17 protein-coding genes are annotated in these 17,263 nt (G+C 56.0%); 6 read left to right on the top strand and 11 right to left on the bottom strand.

All coding sequences use genetic code 11. The annotated features are described in order from the left end of the window. Nucleotide 1: 1 nt before the first annotated feature. Nucleotides 2-1,129, top strand: coding sequence for a succinyl-diaminopimelate desuccinylase (gene dapE / locus HF679_RS00510; RefSeq protein WP_187042489.1), 1,128 nt, complete (start codon nt 2-4; stop codon nt 1,127-1,129). 29 nt (nt 1,130-1,158) lie between these two features. Next, nucleotides 1,159-1,359: a YpfN family protein gene (locus HF679_RS00505; protein WP_123755338.1), complete on the top strand. Its 201-nt coding sequence runs from the start codon at nt 1,159-1,161 to the stop codon at nt 1,357-1,359. 81 nt (nt 1,360-1,440) lie between these two features. Here the strand turns inward: HF679_RS00505 and ypfH are convergent, their stop codons facing one another. From ypfH to dapA, 6 genes are all read right to left on the bottom strand, one after another. Beyond that, nucleotides 1,441-2,139, bottom strand: coding sequence for an esterase (gene ypfH, locus HF679_RS00500; protein WP_123755339.1), 699 nt, complete (start codon nt 2,137-2,139; stop codon nt 1,441-1,443). 76 nt (nt 2,140-2,215) lie between these two features. Continuing rightward, entirely contained in the window at nt 2,216-4,216 is a 2,001-nt protein-coding gene (locus HF679_RS00495) for a tRNA(Met) cytidine acetyltransferase TmcA (protein WP_187042488.1), read from the bottom strand. 12 nt (nt 4,217-4,228) lie between these two features. Then, the gene (locus tag HF679_RS00490) at nt 4,229-5,104 is read right to left on the bottom strand and encodes a neutral zinc metallopeptidase (protein ID WP_123755341.1); all 876 of its coding nucleotides are present in this window, start codon (nt 5,102-5,104) and stop codon (nt 4,229-4,231) included. Between the two features lie 120 nt (nt 5,105-5,224). Further along, complete coding sequence (gene purC, locus HF679_RS00485; protein WP_123755342.1) at nt 5,225-5,938, bottom strand: phosphoribosylaminoimidazolesuccinocarboxamide synthase; 714 nt, start codon at nt 5,936-5,938, stop codon at nt 5,225-5,227. A gap of 211 nt (nt 5,939-6,149) precedes the next feature. Next, the gene (bamC, locus tag HF679_RS00480; RefSeq protein ID WP_123755343.1) at nt 6,150-7,184 is read right to left on the bottom strand and encodes an outer membrane protein assembly factor BamC; all 1,035 of its coding nucleotides are present in this window, start codon (nt 7,182-7,184) and stop codon (nt 6,150-6,152) included. A gap of 16 nt (nt 7,185-7,200) precedes the next feature. After that, nucleotides 7,201-8,079 (bottom strand): 4-hydroxy-tetrahydrodipicolinate synthase, encoded by an 879-nt coding sequence (gene dapA, locus HF679_RS00475; RefSeq protein WP_123755344.1) that lies wholly within the window; start codon nt 8,077-8,079, stop codon nt 7,201-7,203. 153 nt (nt 8,080-8,232) lie between these two features. On the opposite strand from dapA, the gene HF679_RS00470 reads away from it, so the two are divergent. Both HF679_RS00470 and bcp read left to right on the top strand, forming a co-directional pair. After that, nucleotides 8,233-8,802 (top strand): glycine cleavage system transcriptional repressor, encoded by a 570-nt coding sequence (locus HF679_RS00470; RefSeq protein WP_174507714.1) that lies wholly within the window; start codon nt 8,233-8,235, stop codon nt 8,800-8,802. 3 nt (nt 8,803-8,805) lie between these two features. Then, entirely contained in the window at nt 8,806-9,276 is a 471-nt protein-coding gene (bcp, locus tag HF679_RS00465; protein WP_123755346.1) for a thioredoxin-dependent thiol peroxidase, read from the top strand. An 81-nt stretch (nt 9,277-9,357) separates the two neighbouring features. On the opposite strand, the gene HF679_RS00460 is transcribed toward bcp, so the two are convergent. Further along, complete coding sequence (locus HF679_RS00460; protein WP_123755347.1) at nt 9,358-10,425, bottom strand: AI-2E family transporter; 1,068 nt, start codon at nt 10,423-10,425, stop codon at nt 9,358-9,360. Between the two features lie 226 nt (nt 10,426-10,651). Here HF679_RS00460 and bepA point away from each other — a divergent pair, with 226 nt between their 5' ends. Beyond that, nucleotides 10,652-12,115 (top strand): beta-barrel assembly-enhancing protease, encoded by a 1,464-nt coding sequence (gene bepA, locus HF679_RS00455; protein ID WP_123755348.1) that lies wholly within the window; start codon nt 10,652-10,654, stop codon nt 12,113-12,115. A 9-nt stretch (nt 12,116-12,124) separates the two neighbouring features. Beyond that, entirely contained in the window at nt 12,125-12,484 is a 360-nt protein-coding gene (arsC, locus tag HF679_RS00450) for an arsenate reductase (glutaredoxin) (protein WP_123755349.1), read from the top strand. 48 nt (nt 12,485-12,532) lie between these two features. Here the strand turns inward: arsC and HF679_RS00445 are convergent, their stop codons facing one another. The 4 genes from HF679_RS00445 to HF679_RS00430 form a co-directional block, all read right to left on the bottom strand. Beyond that, nucleotides 12,533-13,234, bottom strand: a complete 702-nt coding sequence (locus tag HF679_RS00445; RefSeq protein WP_123755350.1) for a DnaA inactivator Hda — start codon at nt 13,232-13,234, stop codon at nt 12,533-12,535. A 94-nt stretch (nt 13,235-13,328) separates the two neighbouring features. Then, on the bottom strand, nt 13,329-14,618 hold the full coding sequence (uraA, locus tag HF679_RS00440; RefSeq protein WP_187042487.1) for a uracil permease: 1,290 nt from the start codon (nt 14,616-14,618) through the stop codon (nt 13,329-13,331). Nucleotides 14,619-14,715: 97 nt separating this feature from the next. Then, complete coding sequence (gene upp, locus HF679_RS00435) at nt 14,716-15,342, bottom strand: uracil phosphoribosyltransferase (RefSeq protein WP_123755352.1); 627 nt, start codon at nt 15,340-15,342, stop codon at nt 14,716-14,718. 306 nt (nt 15,343-15,648) lie between these two features. Then, nucleotides 15,649-17,079: a 6-phospho-beta-glucosidase gene (locus HF679_RS00430; protein WP_154144174.1), complete on the bottom strand. Its 1,431-nt coding sequence runs from the start codon at nt 17,077-17,079 to the stop codon at nt 15,649-15,651. Nucleotides 17,080-17,263 lie beyond the last annotated feature (184 nt).

Genomic DNA, 17,263 nt, shown 5'->3' with positions numbered 1-17,263 from the left:
TATGTCTTGCCCGGTCATTGAGCTGGCTCAGCAGCTTATTCGCCGCCCTTCCCTCAGCCCCGATGATGCGGGATGTCAGGCGCTCATGATTGAACGCCTGCGTGCGATTGGCTTTACCGTTGAACCGATGGATTTCGGGGATACCCAAAACTTTTGGGCATGGCGTGGACACGGTGAAACGCTGGCCTTTGCCGGCCATACTGACGTGGTCCCGGCCGGCGATGCCGACCGCTGGATTAACCCACCCTTTGAGCCGACGATTCGCGACGGCATGCTGTTTGGTCGCGGCGCTGCAGATATGAAAGGTTCGCTGGCCGCCATGGTGGTTGCCGCTGAGCGCTTTGTCGCCCAGTACCCAAATCACCGGGGCCGTCTGGCATTTCTGATCACCTCCGATGAAGAAGCCAGCGCCCACAACGGCACCGTAAAGGTCGTTGAAGCGCTGATGGCCCGTAACGAACGCCTGGATTACTGCCTGGTGGGCGAGCCGTCCAGCACCGAAGTGGTGGGCGACGTGGTCAAAAATGGTCGCCGCGGTTCATTAACCTGCAACCTGACCATTCATGGCGTACAGGGGCACGTAGCTTACCCGCATCTCGCCGATAACCCGGTTCACCGCGCGGCGCCAATGTTGACGGAGCTGGTGGGCATCGAGTGGGATCAAGGCAATGCGTTCTTCCCGCCGACCAGCATGCAGATTGCCAACGTGCAGGCCGGAACCGGCAGCAATAACGTGATCCCTGGCGACATGTACGTTCAGTTCAACTTCCGCTTTAGCACCGAACTGACCGACGAGATGATCAAAGCCCGGGTGATCGAGCTGCTGGATAAATACCAGCTGCGCTATACCCTGGACTGGTGGCTGTCAGGTCAGCCGTTCCTGACCAGCCGCGGCAAACTGGTCGAGGCGGTGGTGAACGCGATAGAGCACTATAATGAAATTAAACCTCAGCTGCTGACGAATGGCGGTACTTCTGACGGCCGCTTTATCGCCCGAATGGGTGCCCAGGTCGTCGAGCTGGGACCGGTGAATGCGACAATTCACAAAATCAATGAATGTGTTAATGCCGCCGACCTGCAGCTGCTGGCACGGATGTATCAACGCATCATGGAACAACTGGTCGCCTGACGGCCGCGATGTAATAAGAGGAAGCGCACATGGAATGGCTTATCAGCCACTGGTGGATTCTGGTGTTGGTCTTTTTAGTAGGCGTCATGATTAACGTCATCAAAGATCTTAATCGTGTTGACCACAAAAAATTTCTCGCCAACAAGCCAGACCTGCCCCCCCATCGTGATTGCAACGATAAGTGGGACGATGACGACGACTGGCCGAAGCACGACCAGCCGAAGAAATAAGTCCAGACCCCGGTCAGCGCTGCGCTGCCGGGGCATTCCCGGATGACGGTGTAAAGATGTTATCCGGGATCTACCACCTCATCACAGCAGTTCGATAATATCGTCATCTTTCGGCGTGCTGCCGCTTAGCGCTTCATCGAAATAGTGTTTCGGTACGGTATAGCGCAGACGCTCAAGCGCAAACTGCATGCTACGATCGTCAATCGCGTGTCCCAGATCCTCAACAATATCCAGCGTGACATCGCCACCGGCCTGCAACAGCGCCTCTTGCGCCGACACCGCCCATGCCAGATCGATAACGCGATCTTCGCCACCATGAATCAGGTGAATCGTCGTCGCCGTCGTCGCTGACTGAGGAAGCGTCGCGTAACGTCCGTTAAACGCGATAACCCGCGAGGCCAGTCCCGACTCGGCTTTGATACTCTCCAGCGACATAATCGCGCCCTGGGAGAAACCAATCAGCGCCGTGGCCTGCGGACTCACACCGCTCTGTTTCTGCCAGTAGCGAACCGTCTCAATAAAGGTCGGCATAATCGTGTCGATTCGCGACTGACGATTTTCCTCAGTGACTCCCTGAACGGAAAACCACTGCCGGCCCGGAGGAGGGCCACAAGGCTCGGCCCCGCCGATACTGACAATCAACGCATCCGGAAACTGCGGCGCGAACAAACTGCCGATCTGCCCCATTGAAACGGGGTTATCCCCGACGCCATGAAACAGCAACAGCAGCTGTTGGGCAGGTGTCGCCGGGCTTTGAACAATAAAATGGTCGTGTTTCATGGCGGTCTCCTTAGTGTACGTGGGCAGTTTACGCCGCACGTGGAATATGACCATGACATTTAACTGAATGAGTTAGTTAAAAAAATTGCAGTTCTTCAACCTGCTGGCGCAGCGCCTCTGCCCGCGATGCATCCAGGCTGAACAGCGCCTGTCCTGCCTCTTCACGCATCCTGACCAGCAGCGCTTTGCGCCCGGCCAGGCGTAATTCCGTGCAGATCAGCGCTTCATCCTGGCGTTGCAGACGTGCACGCAGGGCCACAAGCGCGCATTCGCTCTGCAGCACCAGGCGATTCAGGGCGCCGATTGCCGCCAGCAGTGGGCGATGGGCGAAGGCAAAGCCCGCGATATCCAGCCAGTCCTGTTCCGTAAGCATAGCTGCTTGCACCGTTGGCAGCGGCAACGTCGTGTCACGCCACTCCCGCAGCCAGAACTCATCCCGCGCCAGACGCTGTGACTCCTGTTGAACCAGTTCACTGCCCGCTGCGGTTAACGGATACAGCGCCATCGCCGTATAGCAACCGCTGCTGGCTTCGCGATGGGTGCCTAAGCGCACCAGGGTAAAACCGCAGCGCTGCCAGAAGCGCCAGAGCTCAGGGGTATACCCAAAGCTCACCGACAGATAATCGAGAGCGCGAGAGTGCGCAACCGCCCTGGCGACCAACGCCTGCCCCAGCCCCTCCCGCTGCCGGGCCGGATGGACGGCAATGCGGGTGATGCGCTGCCCGCTTAAGGTCGCCGCCAGCGGACTGCCGCCATGGGCCGCCAGCGACTGCGCCACCAGATTACCGCGTGGACGACGAAAGCCCGCCCACACCGCTTTACTCAGCGCGGGGTCCAGCCCTCCCTCCTCCACGCACCACAAGGCCCCAGCAACTCCGTCCTGCGTGCGTGCACAGGTAAAGTGCTGACCCGGGGCATCCATCATCCGCCGTAAATCCAGCGGCGATGTCCGGTAATGGGCGCCGGACAGCAGCTGGTACATCGCCGGTGCCAGTCCGTTGTGCTGCTGCCAGCTGGTCTGATCCACGGCTATGACCTCGACGTCACCCGTGGGCGCCTGCGCAAAACTCTCGTCGCCGAACAACAGCAGATCGCTGACCAGCGCTTCCAGCGGGCAGCCGGGCGCCCAGCGAATAGGGGTCGATAGCTGGAACTGCCACAGGTGCGCAAAGCTGGCGCAAAACTTGAGCATAAACCCGCGCCCGGTTCCTTCATAACCCTGGACGGTGGTGGTCAGCAAGGTTCGGGGGAAGCGGGCAACCAACTGGCGCAGCAACGGCCCGGGAATGGCGGCCGCTTCATCAACGATCAGCCACCCCGCCTGCACAGCGTTGGCCAGTAGCGCATCGGGAGCCATAAAATGAAAATCTTCGCCAGCAAAGGCGGCCATCACCTCGGTGGCACCGCGCGACGGGGCGGTGACGATGGCATCGCCAGCCAGCTGGCGTATCAGCATCCCCGCCAGCGCGGACTTTCCCCGCCCGCGTTCAGCGGTCACAACGGCGATGCCTGGCGGGAGCGCGGCCAACCGCTCAAGAAGTGCGGCCTGCCCGGCCTGAGGGTGACCATCTGCCGGCTGCCACTCTGGCCGGGGGACGCTGTCCGGTAAGGTCAGCGTCTCGCCCTGTCGCCAGATCACCGTGTCGCGACTGGTGCTGACCTGCTGGCAGAAGCGGTGGACAAAATGTGGGGTTGGGATCGGGGCTGGCGCATCGCTCCAGCGTAGAGAGTCCGCGTCAGGCAGCATTGGCCAGCGCGCAAAATCTGGCGTCAGCAGTATCAGCCAGCTTCCGGCGCGCAGGGTGCCGCTCAGCGCCGCGAAGGCCGCCACGTCAAACCCATGACGAGCGTCGAAGAAGGCGTGATGATATTCACGCCCGAGTAAGGATTTTAAGGCGCCCGGCAAGATAGCGGGCTGTGCCTGCGGCTCGCTGCCGACCCACAAGCCATCGCCTCCCAGGCGTTCACGTAGCTCGAGCGCCTGTTGCAGACACCACGCGTCGTCGCCGCTGAGCACCAGCAGGCGACGAATACCGGTTTGCACCATCTGCGCCGTCAGGTTAAGCAGCTTATCCATGTGCTGTCGCGATCAGAGCGAGTTACCGAAAGTATTGCACTGCGCCGGTTCGCCACTGTCAAAGCCGCGCTTAAACCAGGTGTAACGCTGTTCAGAGGTACCGTGAGTGAAGCTGTCCGGCACCACGCGCCCCTGGCTCTGTTGCTGCAGACGATCGTCGCCGATGGCTTCTGCGGCATTCAGCGCTTCCTGCAGGTCACCAGTTTCCAGAATGTCCTGTTTCTGCATGTTGTGGCCCCAGACGCCGGCAAAGCAGTCGGCCTGCAGCTCCATCTTAACCGACAGGCGGTTCACTTCGGTCTGCGATGCCTGCTGCTGCATCTGACGGACTTTAGGTTCAATCCCCAGCAGCTTTTGTACGTGGTGGCCCACTTCGTGCGCAATGACATACCCCTGGGCGAAGTCGCCATCCGCGCCGAGCTTATTCTTCATTTCGTCGTAGAACGACAGGTCGATATAGACGGTGCTGTCCGCCGGGCAATAGAACGGTCCCATTACCGACTGGCCGGTACCGCATCCGGTCCGCGTGGCGCCGCGATAGAGCACCAGCTTCGGTTTGACATACTGACGCCCCATCTTTTCAAACAGCGGTCCCCAGGTGTCTTCGGTGGTCGCCAGGATCACCGAGGTAAATTTGGCGGCTTCATCGTCTTGCGGGCTGACAGAATGCTGGGTGGTTGTTTGCTGCTGCTGGCCGATCGGCTCGCCCGTCAACATGCCGGTTAAATCCACGCCGTAGTAGCCGGCCACCAGCACGATAATCAGCAGGACGATCCCGCCCTTACCCGTGGGCAGACGAAAACCGCCACCGCCGCCGCCCATTGATGGACCTGAACTATTCCGCCTGTCTTCAACATTATCGCTCTCGCGACGCCCTTGCCAACGCATAGGAACCTCTATCTCTTTCATTCTCGAATAGAAGAGATCGTAGGCCGTTAAGCGGAGAATTACCACAGGAAACAACAGGAAGACGCCAGAAGACCGGACGGTCTTCTGGCGGAGGGATATTTAGTCCAGCTTCACACCCAGACGATGGGCCACTTCTTCATAGGCTTCGATCAGGCCGCCGAGGCTCTGACGGAAGCGATCTTTGTCCATTTTGTCGAGGGTATTTTTGTCCCACAGGCGGCTGCCGTCCGGGGAGAATTCATCACCCAGCACCACTTCGCCTTTGAACAGACCAAATTCCAACTTGAAGTCGACCAGGATCAGGCCGGCGTCATCAAACAGTTTTTTCAGCACGTCGTTGGCTTTGAAGGTCAGTTCCTGCATGCGCGCCAGGTTCTCTTTGCTGACCCAGCCGAAGGTTTCGCAATAGGATTCGTTGACCATCGGGTCGTGCATCGCATCGTTTTTCAGGAACAGGTCAAACAGCGGTGGCGACAGCTCAATCCCTTCTTCAATGCCTAAGCGTTTCACCAGCGAACCAGCCGCACGGTTACGGACAACGCACTCCACCGGAACCATATCCAGCTTTTTCACCAGGCATTCGGTATCAGAGAGCAGGGCTTCCATTTGGGTCGGGATGCCGGCTTCTTCCAGTTTGCTCATAATGAAATGGTTAAACTTGTTGTTCACCATGCCTTTACGGTCGAACTGCTCAATGCGCGCGCCATCACCTGCTGATGTATCGTTACGGAATTCGAGTACCAACAGATCCGGATTCTCGGTGCTGTAAACGGTTTTCGCTTTACCACGATACAACTCAGCTTGCTTTTGCATCTTTGTTACTCCAGTGAAGATATAGACGATAAAAATTGCGCTTTTCGCCTATACACCAAATCATTCAGGTTACCTCGACGCGGCAATGGAACGACAACTTCGTCAACAACGAAAGCGACCAACTACGAAGCAAATTGCAGGATTTAGTGTATACGCACACGTTTGCGTCACTATACATGAAAAAGGGCCGGATTACTCCAGCCCTTGTTTATTACTTAGCGAATGCTGCCTGGAATACGGCAACCAGCGCGTCGTTCTGCGACTGGGTCAACGTATGGCCTTTCGGATCGATGAACTGCAGGCTACTGCGGTTATCGAGGTCGCCGACCTGCAGTTTGTAGTCACCAGAAACCAGCTCTGGGTCGCGAGCGCCCAGTTCCTGCCAGCTGCTGTCAGACAGCGGCTTGTAGGTCAGCGCCATGCTGCCCTGCGAACGGGTGCTGTCGGTAACCTTCATGCCCACTTTTTCCAGGGTGCCCGGCAGACGTTGCCACACCATGTTAAACGGTGCGCGAACGACCAGCATCGGCAGACCGGTATCGTCGGCAGCGCTCTGCACGTCGAAGGTCGCGCCGGCATTTTTCTGCGCCGCGTTCTGCGCGCTGGTGGCGTTCATATCCAGACCTTCGGAGATGACGTTCAGCATCGCGGTGCTGTAGCGCTGCAGCGACGCCGGATCGGAGATCGGTTTGCCAGCCTGTTCCAGATTCACCAGCTTCACAATCACCGCCTGCTGATAGCCCTGCGGTTTCACTGAGATTTGATAGCGACCACGGTACTGCTGGTCTTCATCGAGGCGAGACCACTCCACCCAGTCAGTATTCAGCGTCTGGCTGGCATCGTCACGTTTGGTGATGACATAGTTCTTTGACTGTACGATGCTGGTCACCTGGGCCCACAGCGAACCGCTACGACCGTTCTCAACCATCAGCGTCGCGGTATCACCGTTAAACTGAGTGCGAGCACCGCTCACCAGTGCCAGAGGCTGAGCCGGTGGACGAATGTCCAGCGCTTTGCCCACGGCGCCTGTGCTGGTCGCGACCGGAATATTATAATCACTCACCTGAACCGGCAGAATCATGCCAGCAGGTGCGTGAATTTCACTGAGCGGCGCAGCTTGCAGGTAGACCTCGTCGCCTCCAACCTGACGCTTGTAGCGTGAATCGGAACTACAAGCCGCGAGAAGCAGGACCAATGAAACGCCCGCAACCTTCGTCAGGCGCGACTTCTGTACTGAGTAAGCCATCAAATCTCCCTAAACTTTACAGCAAACCGGCATGCTTCAGCGCTGCAGTGACGGCCTTAATACCATTTTCGGTAATCGGCGTCATCGGCAGGCGCAGCGTATCGGTTGCCACAAGACCCAACGCCTTACATGCCCACTTAGCGGGAATCGGGTTGGGTTCGACAAATAATTTTGTATGCAATGGCATCAGACGCTGGTTTATTACACGAGCCTGCGCGAACTGGCCTTCAGCTGCCAGACGGCACATATCAGCCATGTCGCGAGCCGCCACGTTCGCCGTAACGGAAATCACGCCATGACCACCAAGCTGCATAAAGTCCATTCCGGTGGCATCATCGCCGCTCAACAGAATAAAGTCATCTGAAACCAGCTCTTTGATCTGATGAACACGACTTAAGTTCCCCGTCGCTTCCTTAATACCGATAATATTTTTTACTTCCGCCAGGCGACCGACGGTTTCCGGCAACATATCGCAGCCAGTACGGGACGGCACATTATACAGAATTTGCGGCAGGTCGGTGTGTTCTGCGATAGCTTTAAAGTGTTGGAACAGCCCTTCCTGGGTCGGACGGTTGTAATAAGGGGTGACCGTCAGGCAACCTACAACACCGCTATTGTTAAAACGTTTGGTCAGGCTGATAGCCTCTGCGGTTGCATTGGCTCCGGTACCCGCGATAACCGGGATACGTCCGTCAGCCAGTTCAAGCGTCATCATGACGACATCGCCATGCTCTTCATGGCTCAGGGTTGCGGATTCTCCGGTAGTCCCTACCGAAACGATCGCCGAGGTTCCGCTGGCGACATGGTAATCAATCAGTTTTTTCAGGCTTGACCGGCAGACGTTACCGTTTTCATCCATCGGCGTGACAAGCGCTACAATACTTCCCGTGAACATGGGCCATCCTCAGAGCAGAAGTGCAACAAGATTCTCAATGTTACGTTTGGTGCCGTAATAAAAGCAAGAGACCCGACGCCATCAGGGATGTTGTATGCCGGTTTTTTTTATGCTTTCCTAATGTTACCTCACCTTTTTAAAGGAAGAACAGGTTTGACCGCCTCATTACAACACTATCTGGTTATTACCGCTTTGGGCGCTGACCGTGCCGGCATCGTGAACACCATCACCCGCCACGTCAGCAGCTGCGGCTGTAATATCGAAGACAGCCGGCTGGCCATGCTTGGTGACGAGTTTACGTTTATCATGCTGCTTTCAGGTTCATGGAACGCGATTACGCTTATCGAGTCGACCCTGCCATTAAAAGGCGCCGAGCTGGATTTACTGATCGTAATGAAGCGTACAACCGCGCGTCCTCCGCAAGCCATGCCAAACACCGTCTGGGTCCAGGTTGAGGTACCGGACTCACCACACATTATCGAACGCTTCACTGCCCTGTTCGATGCGTGGAATATGAATATCGCCGAGCTGGTTTCTCGTACCCAGGTCAGCGGTGATGACGAGTCAGCGCAGTTGTTTATTCAGATAACCGCTCACAGTCCCGCAACACAAAATGCATCAAATATCGAACAAGCGTTCAAAGCCCTATGTACAGAATTGAATGCACAAGGCAGTATTAATATCGTTAATTATTCACAGCATGATGAACAGGATGGAGTTTGAGTAATGAATCCACTGAAAGCCGGTGATATTGCACCGAAATTTAGCTTACCGGACCAGGACGGCGAGGAAGTAAATTTGACCGACTTCCAGGGACAGCGTGTTCTGGTTTATTTTTACCCGAAAGCCATGACCCCGGGTTGTACCGTTCAGGCCTGTGGCCTGCGCGATAACATGGATGACTTAAAGAAAGCGGGCGTTGAGGTTCTGGGGATCAGTACTGATAAACCGGAAAAACTCTCCCGTTTCGCCGAAAAAGAGTTGCTGAACTTCACGCTGTTGTCTGATGAAGATCATCAGGTATGTGAGCAGTTTGGCGTCTGGGGCGAAAAAACGTTTATGGGGAAAACTTACGATGGCATCCACCGCATCAGTTTCCTGATCGACACCAACGGTAAAGTCGAGCACGTGTTTGATAACTTTAAAACCAGTAATCACCACGATATCGTACTGAACTGGCTGAAAGAAAACGGCTAACCGTTCACCTGATATCATGACGCCGGACCGCGATTCATCGTTCCGGCGTCTATTTTAACCACGGTTATCTCGCGTAAATCCCTACTTCTCTTCTTCCACCACCAGGCCATCCGGCCAGGCGTGCACCACCGCTTTGATGAGGGTCGCCAGCGGAATCGCAAAGAACACGCCCCAGAAACCCCACAATCCCCCAAAGATGACCACCGAGAGAATAATCACCAGCGGGTGCAGGTTCACGGCTTCGGAAAACAGCACCGGAACCAGCAGGTTACCGTCCAGCCCCTGAATAATCAGATAGACCGCAAACAGGCTCCAGAACTCCGGGCCGGCGCCAAACTGGAACAGCGCCACGCCGATCACCGGAATAGTCACCACGAAGGCGCCAATATAGGGGATCAACACCGAGAACCCCACCAGCACCGCCAGCAAGAGCGAGTAGTTGAGGTCAAACAGAATAAAGCCGATCCAGGTCGCCACGCCGACAACGATCATCTCCAGCACTTTACCGCGGATATAGTTGGTAATCTGCTGGTTCATCTCTTTCCACACCTGCCCTGCCAGACCGCGGTTGCGTGGCAGCACGCGGCGCACGGCATTCAGCATCTGCTCTTTGTCCTTCAGCAGGAAGAAAACCATCAGCGGCACCAGCACCAGATAGACTGCCAGGGTCAGCAAACCGACCAGCGAGGCCAGAGAGTATTTGACCACTGAATCGCCCATGGTCAGCACGCGGCTGCGCATATTGTCCGCCATGGCATCGAGAATGCCGGCATCCATCAGCGCCGGATAACGGCGAGGGACCGTGGCGGCAAAATCGGAGAGTTTATTGAGCATCCCGGGCATATCGCGGATCAGATAGATCCCCTGCTGCCAGGCCACCGGCATCACCACAAATGCCATCAGCAGCAGCACGCCCACGAACAGGATCAGGACAAACGAGGTCGCCCAGGTGCGTGAAAACCCGACACGCTCCAGTCTGACGGTCGGCCATTCCAGCAGATACGCCAGCACAATCGCCACCAGTAAGGGCGCCAGCAGGCCGCTGAAAAAGAACATGATGCCGAAACCAGCCAACAAAATAACCAGCAGCGCTATCGCTTCCGGATCGCTGAACCGGCGACGATACCACTGCATTAACATCTCAAGCATAAAACCCTTCCCTGAAGCACATAGCGGCAAAAAAACCGAGGGAATTGTATCTAAATGTCACCTGAAAGACTTCGCTTTTATTAGCAAAGCCACAAACATTCACGCTCGCACGAAGATCATATTTTCAATAGCCTCTGCGCCAGCTAAACTCGCAGGACGCGCGGATACGGAACATTACGCCGCCCTATCGGTCAAACTGGCACACCCACATTACAGGACAGAGGTTATGTTCAGGCAGTTAAAGAAAACGCTGGTGGCAACCGTCATAGCGTCACTGACGCTGGGTTCAATTTTGCCGGCTTTTGCGGACTCCGCAGATACCCTGCCAGATATGGGCACCTCTGCTGGAAGCACGCTCTCCATTGGCCAGGAATTGCAGATGGGGGATTACTATGTGCGTCAGCTGCGCGGTAGCGCGCCGCTGATTAACGATCCCCTGTTGGTACAATATATCAATGGCTTAGGTATGCGCCTGGTGTCACACGCTAACTCCGTGCGGACCCCATTTCACTTTTACCTGATCAATAACGACCAGATTAACGCCTTCGCCTTCTTCGGGGGCAACGTCGTGCTGCACTCCGCCCTGTTCCGCTATTCGGATACCGAAAGCGAGCTGGCGTCGGTCATGGCGCACGAAATCTCACACGTCACCCAGCGCCACCTGGCGCGCGCGATGGAAGACCAAAAACGCAATGCCCCGCTGACATGGGTCGGCGCACTGGGCTCTATCCTGCTGGCGATGGCCAGCCCACAGGCGGGTATGGCAGCCCTTACCGGCACGCTGGCGGGCACCCAGCAGGGGATGATCAGCTTTACCCGCCAGAACGAAGAAGAAGCCGACCGCATCGGGATTCAGGTGCTGCAGCGTTCCGGCTTTGACCCGCAGGCGATGCCGGCCTTTATGGGCAAACTGCTCGATGAGTCGCGCTATTCCACCCGTCCGCCTGAAATGCTGCTGACTCACCCCTTGCCGGAAAGCCGTCTGTCGGACGCCCGTAACCGTGCAAACCAGATGCGACCGGTGGTGGTTCAGTCTTCCGCCGATTTCTACTTGGCCAAGGCCAGAACCCTGGGAATGTATAACTCCGGGGCCAATAAGCTCGGGGATGATTTACTCAACGCATGGGCCAAAGGCAATATTCGTGAACAGCATGCTGCCCAGTACGGGCGGGCGCTGCTGGCGATGGGAAGCAACAATTACGATCTGGCACGCAAAACGCTACAGCCGTTGCTGAGCGCCGATCCGCAAAATGCCTGGTATCTCGACCTGGCGACCGATATCGACCTTGGGCAGAAGAAAACGGCCGATGCCATCAACCGGCTGAAAAACGCCAAAGAAATTCGCACCAATCCGGTGTTGCAACTGAACCTCGCCAACGCTTACCTGCAGGGCGCTCAGCCGGCGCAGGCGGCGACCATCCTCAACCGCTACACCTTTAACTACAAAGACGACACCAACGGCTGGGATCTGCTGGCCCAGTCTGAAGCGGCGCTCGGCCATCGCGATCAGGAACTGGCGGCGCGTGCGGAAGGCATGGCGCTGGTCGGACAGCTCGACCAGGCGATCACGCTGCTGAGCAGCGCCAGCTCACAGGTGAAACTGGGCAGTTTGCAACAGGCTCGTTACGATGCACGTATCGACCAGCTACGTCAGTTGCAGGAACGATTCCGCCCCTATCAAAAAATGTAAGGAGACCCGATGTCTGACGCGGTAAAAATCTACCATAACCCTCGCTGCTCCAAGAGCCGTGATACTTTAAGTCTGCTGAAAGCTAACGGGATCGATCCTGAAGTGGTGCTCTACCTGGAGACGCCGCCGGATGCCGCCACGCTGCGCCAGCTGCTGAAAATGCTCGGCATGGTCAGCGCCCGCGAACTGATGCGTCAGAAAGAGGATCTGTATAAATCGTTGAACCTTGCCGACCCGCAGCTGAGTGAAGACGCGCTGATTCAGGCCATCGTCGACAATCCTAAGCTGATGGAACGACCGGTGGTCGTCAGCCATGGTCAGGCGCGTATCGGCCGGCCGCCGGAGCAGGTTCTGGAAATCGTCAGCTAACAGGCCAGGCGCCATCGCAACGATGGCGCAAGCATTAAAGAGAGACCGCTACAGCTTGAGGATCTCTTTCACGAAAGGAATGGTCAGTTTACGTTGAGCGGTGATAGATGCGTGATCGAGCTGATCGAGCGTCATAAAGAGCGAGCGCATTTCACGATCGAGGCGTTTAAGCAGGAAACGGCAGACGTCTTCCGGCATCTCGAAACCACGCAGGCGCGCACGCAGCTGTAGCGCCTGCAGTTTGTCTTCATCTGACAACGGCTGCAGTTTGTAGATCTGCCCCCAGTCAAGGCGTGACGCCAGATCTGCCAGCCCAAGATTCAGCTGTCGCGGCGGGCAATCACCGGTAATCAACAGACGGGTTTTCCCCGACTCGAGGATCCGGTTGTACAGATTGAAGATCGCCATTTCCCATAGCTCATCGCCGGCCACGCACTCGATGTTATCAATACAGACCAGCGAAAGCTGCTCCATCCCGTCGAGCACTTCCGGAACAAACCACGTACGCTTATCCAGTGGAACATAGCCCACCGCATCGCCGCGCTGGGAAAGCTCCGCACAGGCGGCATGTAAGAGATGACTGCGCCCCGCGCCTTCACGTGACCAGATATAGATGTACCCGCTATGTTCCTGCCGCAGCACGTTCTGTAACGCAGCAAGAAGAGAGGGATTATCACCCGGCCAAAAACTCGCGAAAGTTTCATCATCGGGAAGATACAGTGGCAAAGAGAGCTGTGCCGGTGCGTTCAGATGGACCTCATCATAGGCTTACAGAAAAACGCGATGAGTTTAGCACGAAGAAGGCCAGGTGAGAACCGGGTGGGATCGCCACCCGGTTGAAGGATCAATGTTTTACATCTTCGCTGTCTGCTGCATCCAGAACCACCTCTTCCGGACGCAGGACGCTGATCAATTTGAAGATCAGGCTCAGGCCAACGCCGACAATTGTCGCCAGCGCCATGCCTTTCAGCTCCGTCGCGCCAATATGCACTTTCGCGCCGCTCACGCCAATGATCAGAATCACCGAGGTCAGAATCAAATTCTGCGCCTTGTTGTAATCCACTTTCGATTCGATCAACACCCGAATACCGGAGGCACCAATCACGCCGTACAGCAGCAGCGACACGCCGCCCATCACCGGCAGCGGGATGATCTGAATGGCCGCCGCCAGCTTGCCCACGCAGGAGAGCAGAATCGCGAAGATAGCCGCGCCGCCGATGACCCAGGTGCTGTACACGCGGGTGATAGCCATGACGCCGATGTTTTCACCGTAGGTGGTGTTTGGCGTCGATCCAAAGAAGCCGGAGATCATCGTCGACAGACCGTTAGCAAACATCGAACGATGCAGGCCAGGATCGCGGATCAGATCTTTTTTAACGATGTTGGCCGTTACCACCAGGTGACCGACGTGCTCAGCAATAACCACCAACGCCGCCGGCAGGATAGTGAAGATCGCAAACCACTCAAAGCGCGGGGTGTAGAAAGTTGGCAGAGCAAACCAGTGCGCTTGTGCAATCGGCGTGGTGTCGACAACGCCCATCACGAAGGAGAGCGCGTAGCCAACCAGCACGCCAATCAGAATCGGGATAATCGCCATAAAGCCACGGAACAGCACCGAACCAAACACCGTGACGCCCAGCGTGACCATCGAGATAATAATGGTGGTGCTATCCGGTGATTGGCCGTCAGCCGGTAACAGACCGGCCATGTTAGCCGCCACGCCCGCAAGCTCCAGACCAATGACCGCGACAATCGCCCCCATTGCGGCAGGCGGGAACATCACGTCCAGCCAGCCGGTTCCCGCTTTTTTGACAATAAAGGAGACCACGCAGAACAGCGCGCCGCACATAATAAAGCCACCGAGCGCGACTTCATAACCCAGCGGCAGCAGCAGCAGTACCGGCGAGATAAATGCAAAGCTCGAGCCCAGATAGGCCGGGATTTTGCCCTTACAGATGAAGAGATACAGCAGAGTCCCGACGCCGTTAAACAGCAGAACGGTGGCCGGGTTGATATGAAACAGCACCGGGACCAGGACCGTTGCGCCAAACATAGCGAACAGATGCTGCAAACTAAGTGGAATTGTCTGTAAAAGCGGCGGTCTTTCACTCACCCCGATTGCGCGGCGCGTCATAACGTTTTCCTCTGAGAGTCATGTGATTAGTTGCTGTGATTTTGTTTTATTCAAAAAAAAGCCGACTCTTAAAGTCGGCTTCTTATTATTCATTCAATTACTTGGTACCAAAAATCTTATCGCCGGCATCGCCGAGTCCCGGAATAATGTATCCGTGGTCGTTGAGGCCCTGGTCAATGGACGCGGTGTACATCTCCACATCCGGGTGCGCTTTCTCGAGTGCGGCAATACCTTCCGGCGCCGCCACCAGCACCAGCACCTTAATGCTGGAGCAGCCTGCTTTTTTCAGCAGATCGATTGTGGCGATCATCGAACCGCCAGTTGCCAGCATCGGGTCAACCACCAGCGCCATACGCTCATCGATGTTTGACACCAGCTTCTGGAAGTAAGGAACCGGCTCCAGGGTTTCTTCGTCACGGTAAACACCCACCACGCTGATACGCGCGCTCGGTACGTGCTCCAGAACCCCTTCCATCATGCCCAGACCCGCACGCAGAATCGGCACAACGGTGATTTTCTTACCTTTGATCTGCTCGACTTCTACCGGACCGTTCCACCCTTCGATGGTGACTTTTTCTGTTTCCAGGTCGGCGGTCGCTTCATAAGTCAGCAAGCTCCCTACTTCTGAGGCAAGTTCACGGAAGCGTTTGGTGCTGATGTCGTGCTCACGCATCAGGCCCAGCTTGTGTTTGACGAGCGGGTGTTTCACTTCCACAATCTTCATTCTCTTTCTCCTCTGAGGGGCAGCCACAAAAAAAATCGCGGGATTATACCGCTTTTTTCCATTTGCGCCATAGCCGATATGTTTGACCGGGATCAACCAAAATGCTTTACGCTGCCTGAACCAGTATATACCCTAAATAATTCGAGTCGCAGGAAGGCGGCGACAGAGGGAATTCCCAGGAGCTTACTGAAGTAAGTGACTGGGGTGAGCGAGGAAGCCAACGCACCTGCAACTTGAAGTATGACGGGTATAAAACAGAATAAAAAAAACCCCGCGCAAGCGGGGTTGGATGAAATGAACGGTCAACTACAACGCATCACCGTTGGTATTAATAACCTGTTGATACCAGGCGAATGATGCCTTACGGCTACGGTCCAGCGTCCCGTTACCTTCATTATCTTTATCAACGTAAATAAAGCCATAGCGTTTTTTCATTTCGCCGGTGCCGGCGGACACCAGATCGATACATCCCCATGGGGTATAACCCATCAGATCCACACCGTCCTCAACCACCGCTTTTTTCATCTCGGCAATATGCGCAGAGAGATAATCGATGCGGTAGCGATCGTCTACCGTACCGTCCGCTTCGCGCACGTCGATGGCGCCAAAGCCGTTCTCAACAATAAACAGCGGCAGCTGATAGTGATCCCAGAACCAGTTCAGGGAGTAACGCAGGCCCACCGGGTCAATCTGCCAGCCCCAGTCTGATTTCTGGACGTACGGGTTGGAGACCAGGCTTTTCGTCTCGTCATAATCCAGCAGAGGGTTATCATCGGTCGCTTTGGTCGCGAAGGACATATAGTAGCTAAAGCCAATATAGTCGACGCAGCCCTCGCTCAACGCCTGGCGATCCGCGTCGGTGATATCCAGCTCAAACCCGCGGCGGGCAAAGTAGTTCAGCAAATGCTGCGGATAGTGGCCACGGACATGCACATCGGTAAACCAGTAGCGGCGATGCATGGCGTTCATCGCCATCATCATATCGTTCGGGGCGCAGGAGAGCGGATAGATTGGGCACATTGCAATCATGCAGCCCACCAGCAGCGACGGGTTAATCTCGCGCGCGGCCTTCACTGCCAGGGCGCTGGCAACCAGCTCGTAATGCGCCGCCTGATACATCACCGGCTCACGGTCTTCACCCGGCTGGTACTTCAGGCCTGAGTTCGTGAATGGCGCGAAGTCTTCGTGGTAGTTTGCCTGGTTGTTGATCTCATTAAAAGTCATCCAGTACTTCACTTTATGCTGATAGCGGTGGAATACCACTTTCGCAAAGCGCACGAAGAAATCGATCAGTTTACGGTTACGCCAGCCGCCATACTCCGTCACCAGATGGTACGGCATTTCGAAGTGGGAGAGCGTAATCACCGGCTCAATGCCGTGCTTCAGGCACTCATCGAACAGGTCGTCATAGAATTGTAAGCCGGCCTCGTTCGGCGTCTGCTCATCGCCCTGCGGGAAGATACGTGTCCAGGCAATCGAGGTGCGGAAACATTTGAAGCCCATTTCGGCAAACAGCTGAATGTCGTCTTTATAACGATGGTAAAAATCAATCGCCTCATGGTTGGGGTAGTTTTTCCCCGCTACCACGCCATCGGTGATTTCACGCGGCACGCCGTGCGCTCCGGCGGTCATCACATCAGCCACGCTGATGCCCTTCCCTCCTTCCTGCCAGCCCCCTTCAAGCTGATGCGCCGCCACAGCGCCGCCCCACAGAAAACCTTCTTTAAATCCAGACATGTTCTCTTCCTTTTATCCTGAACACAAAAAAGAAACCGGTTTCAGTGGCATGATGGCGATTCCCACAGACAGAGGCAAGCACAAGAATGTACCCGGTTTCATTTTCGTGAACAGTATCAAATTTGTGCATATTGCGGCTGATTCACGCCGACTGTAAAGCAGGCTCGCAAACGTTTGCTATCCC

The sequence above is a fragment of the Enterobacter sp. JUb54 genome, from assembly GCF_014298075.1.
GTDB lineage: Bacteria > Pseudomonadota > Gammaproteobacteria > Enterobacterales > Enterobacteriaceae > Klebsiella > Klebsiella lignicola.
This window is presented reverse-complemented; position numbering and strand designations above follow the sequence as displayed.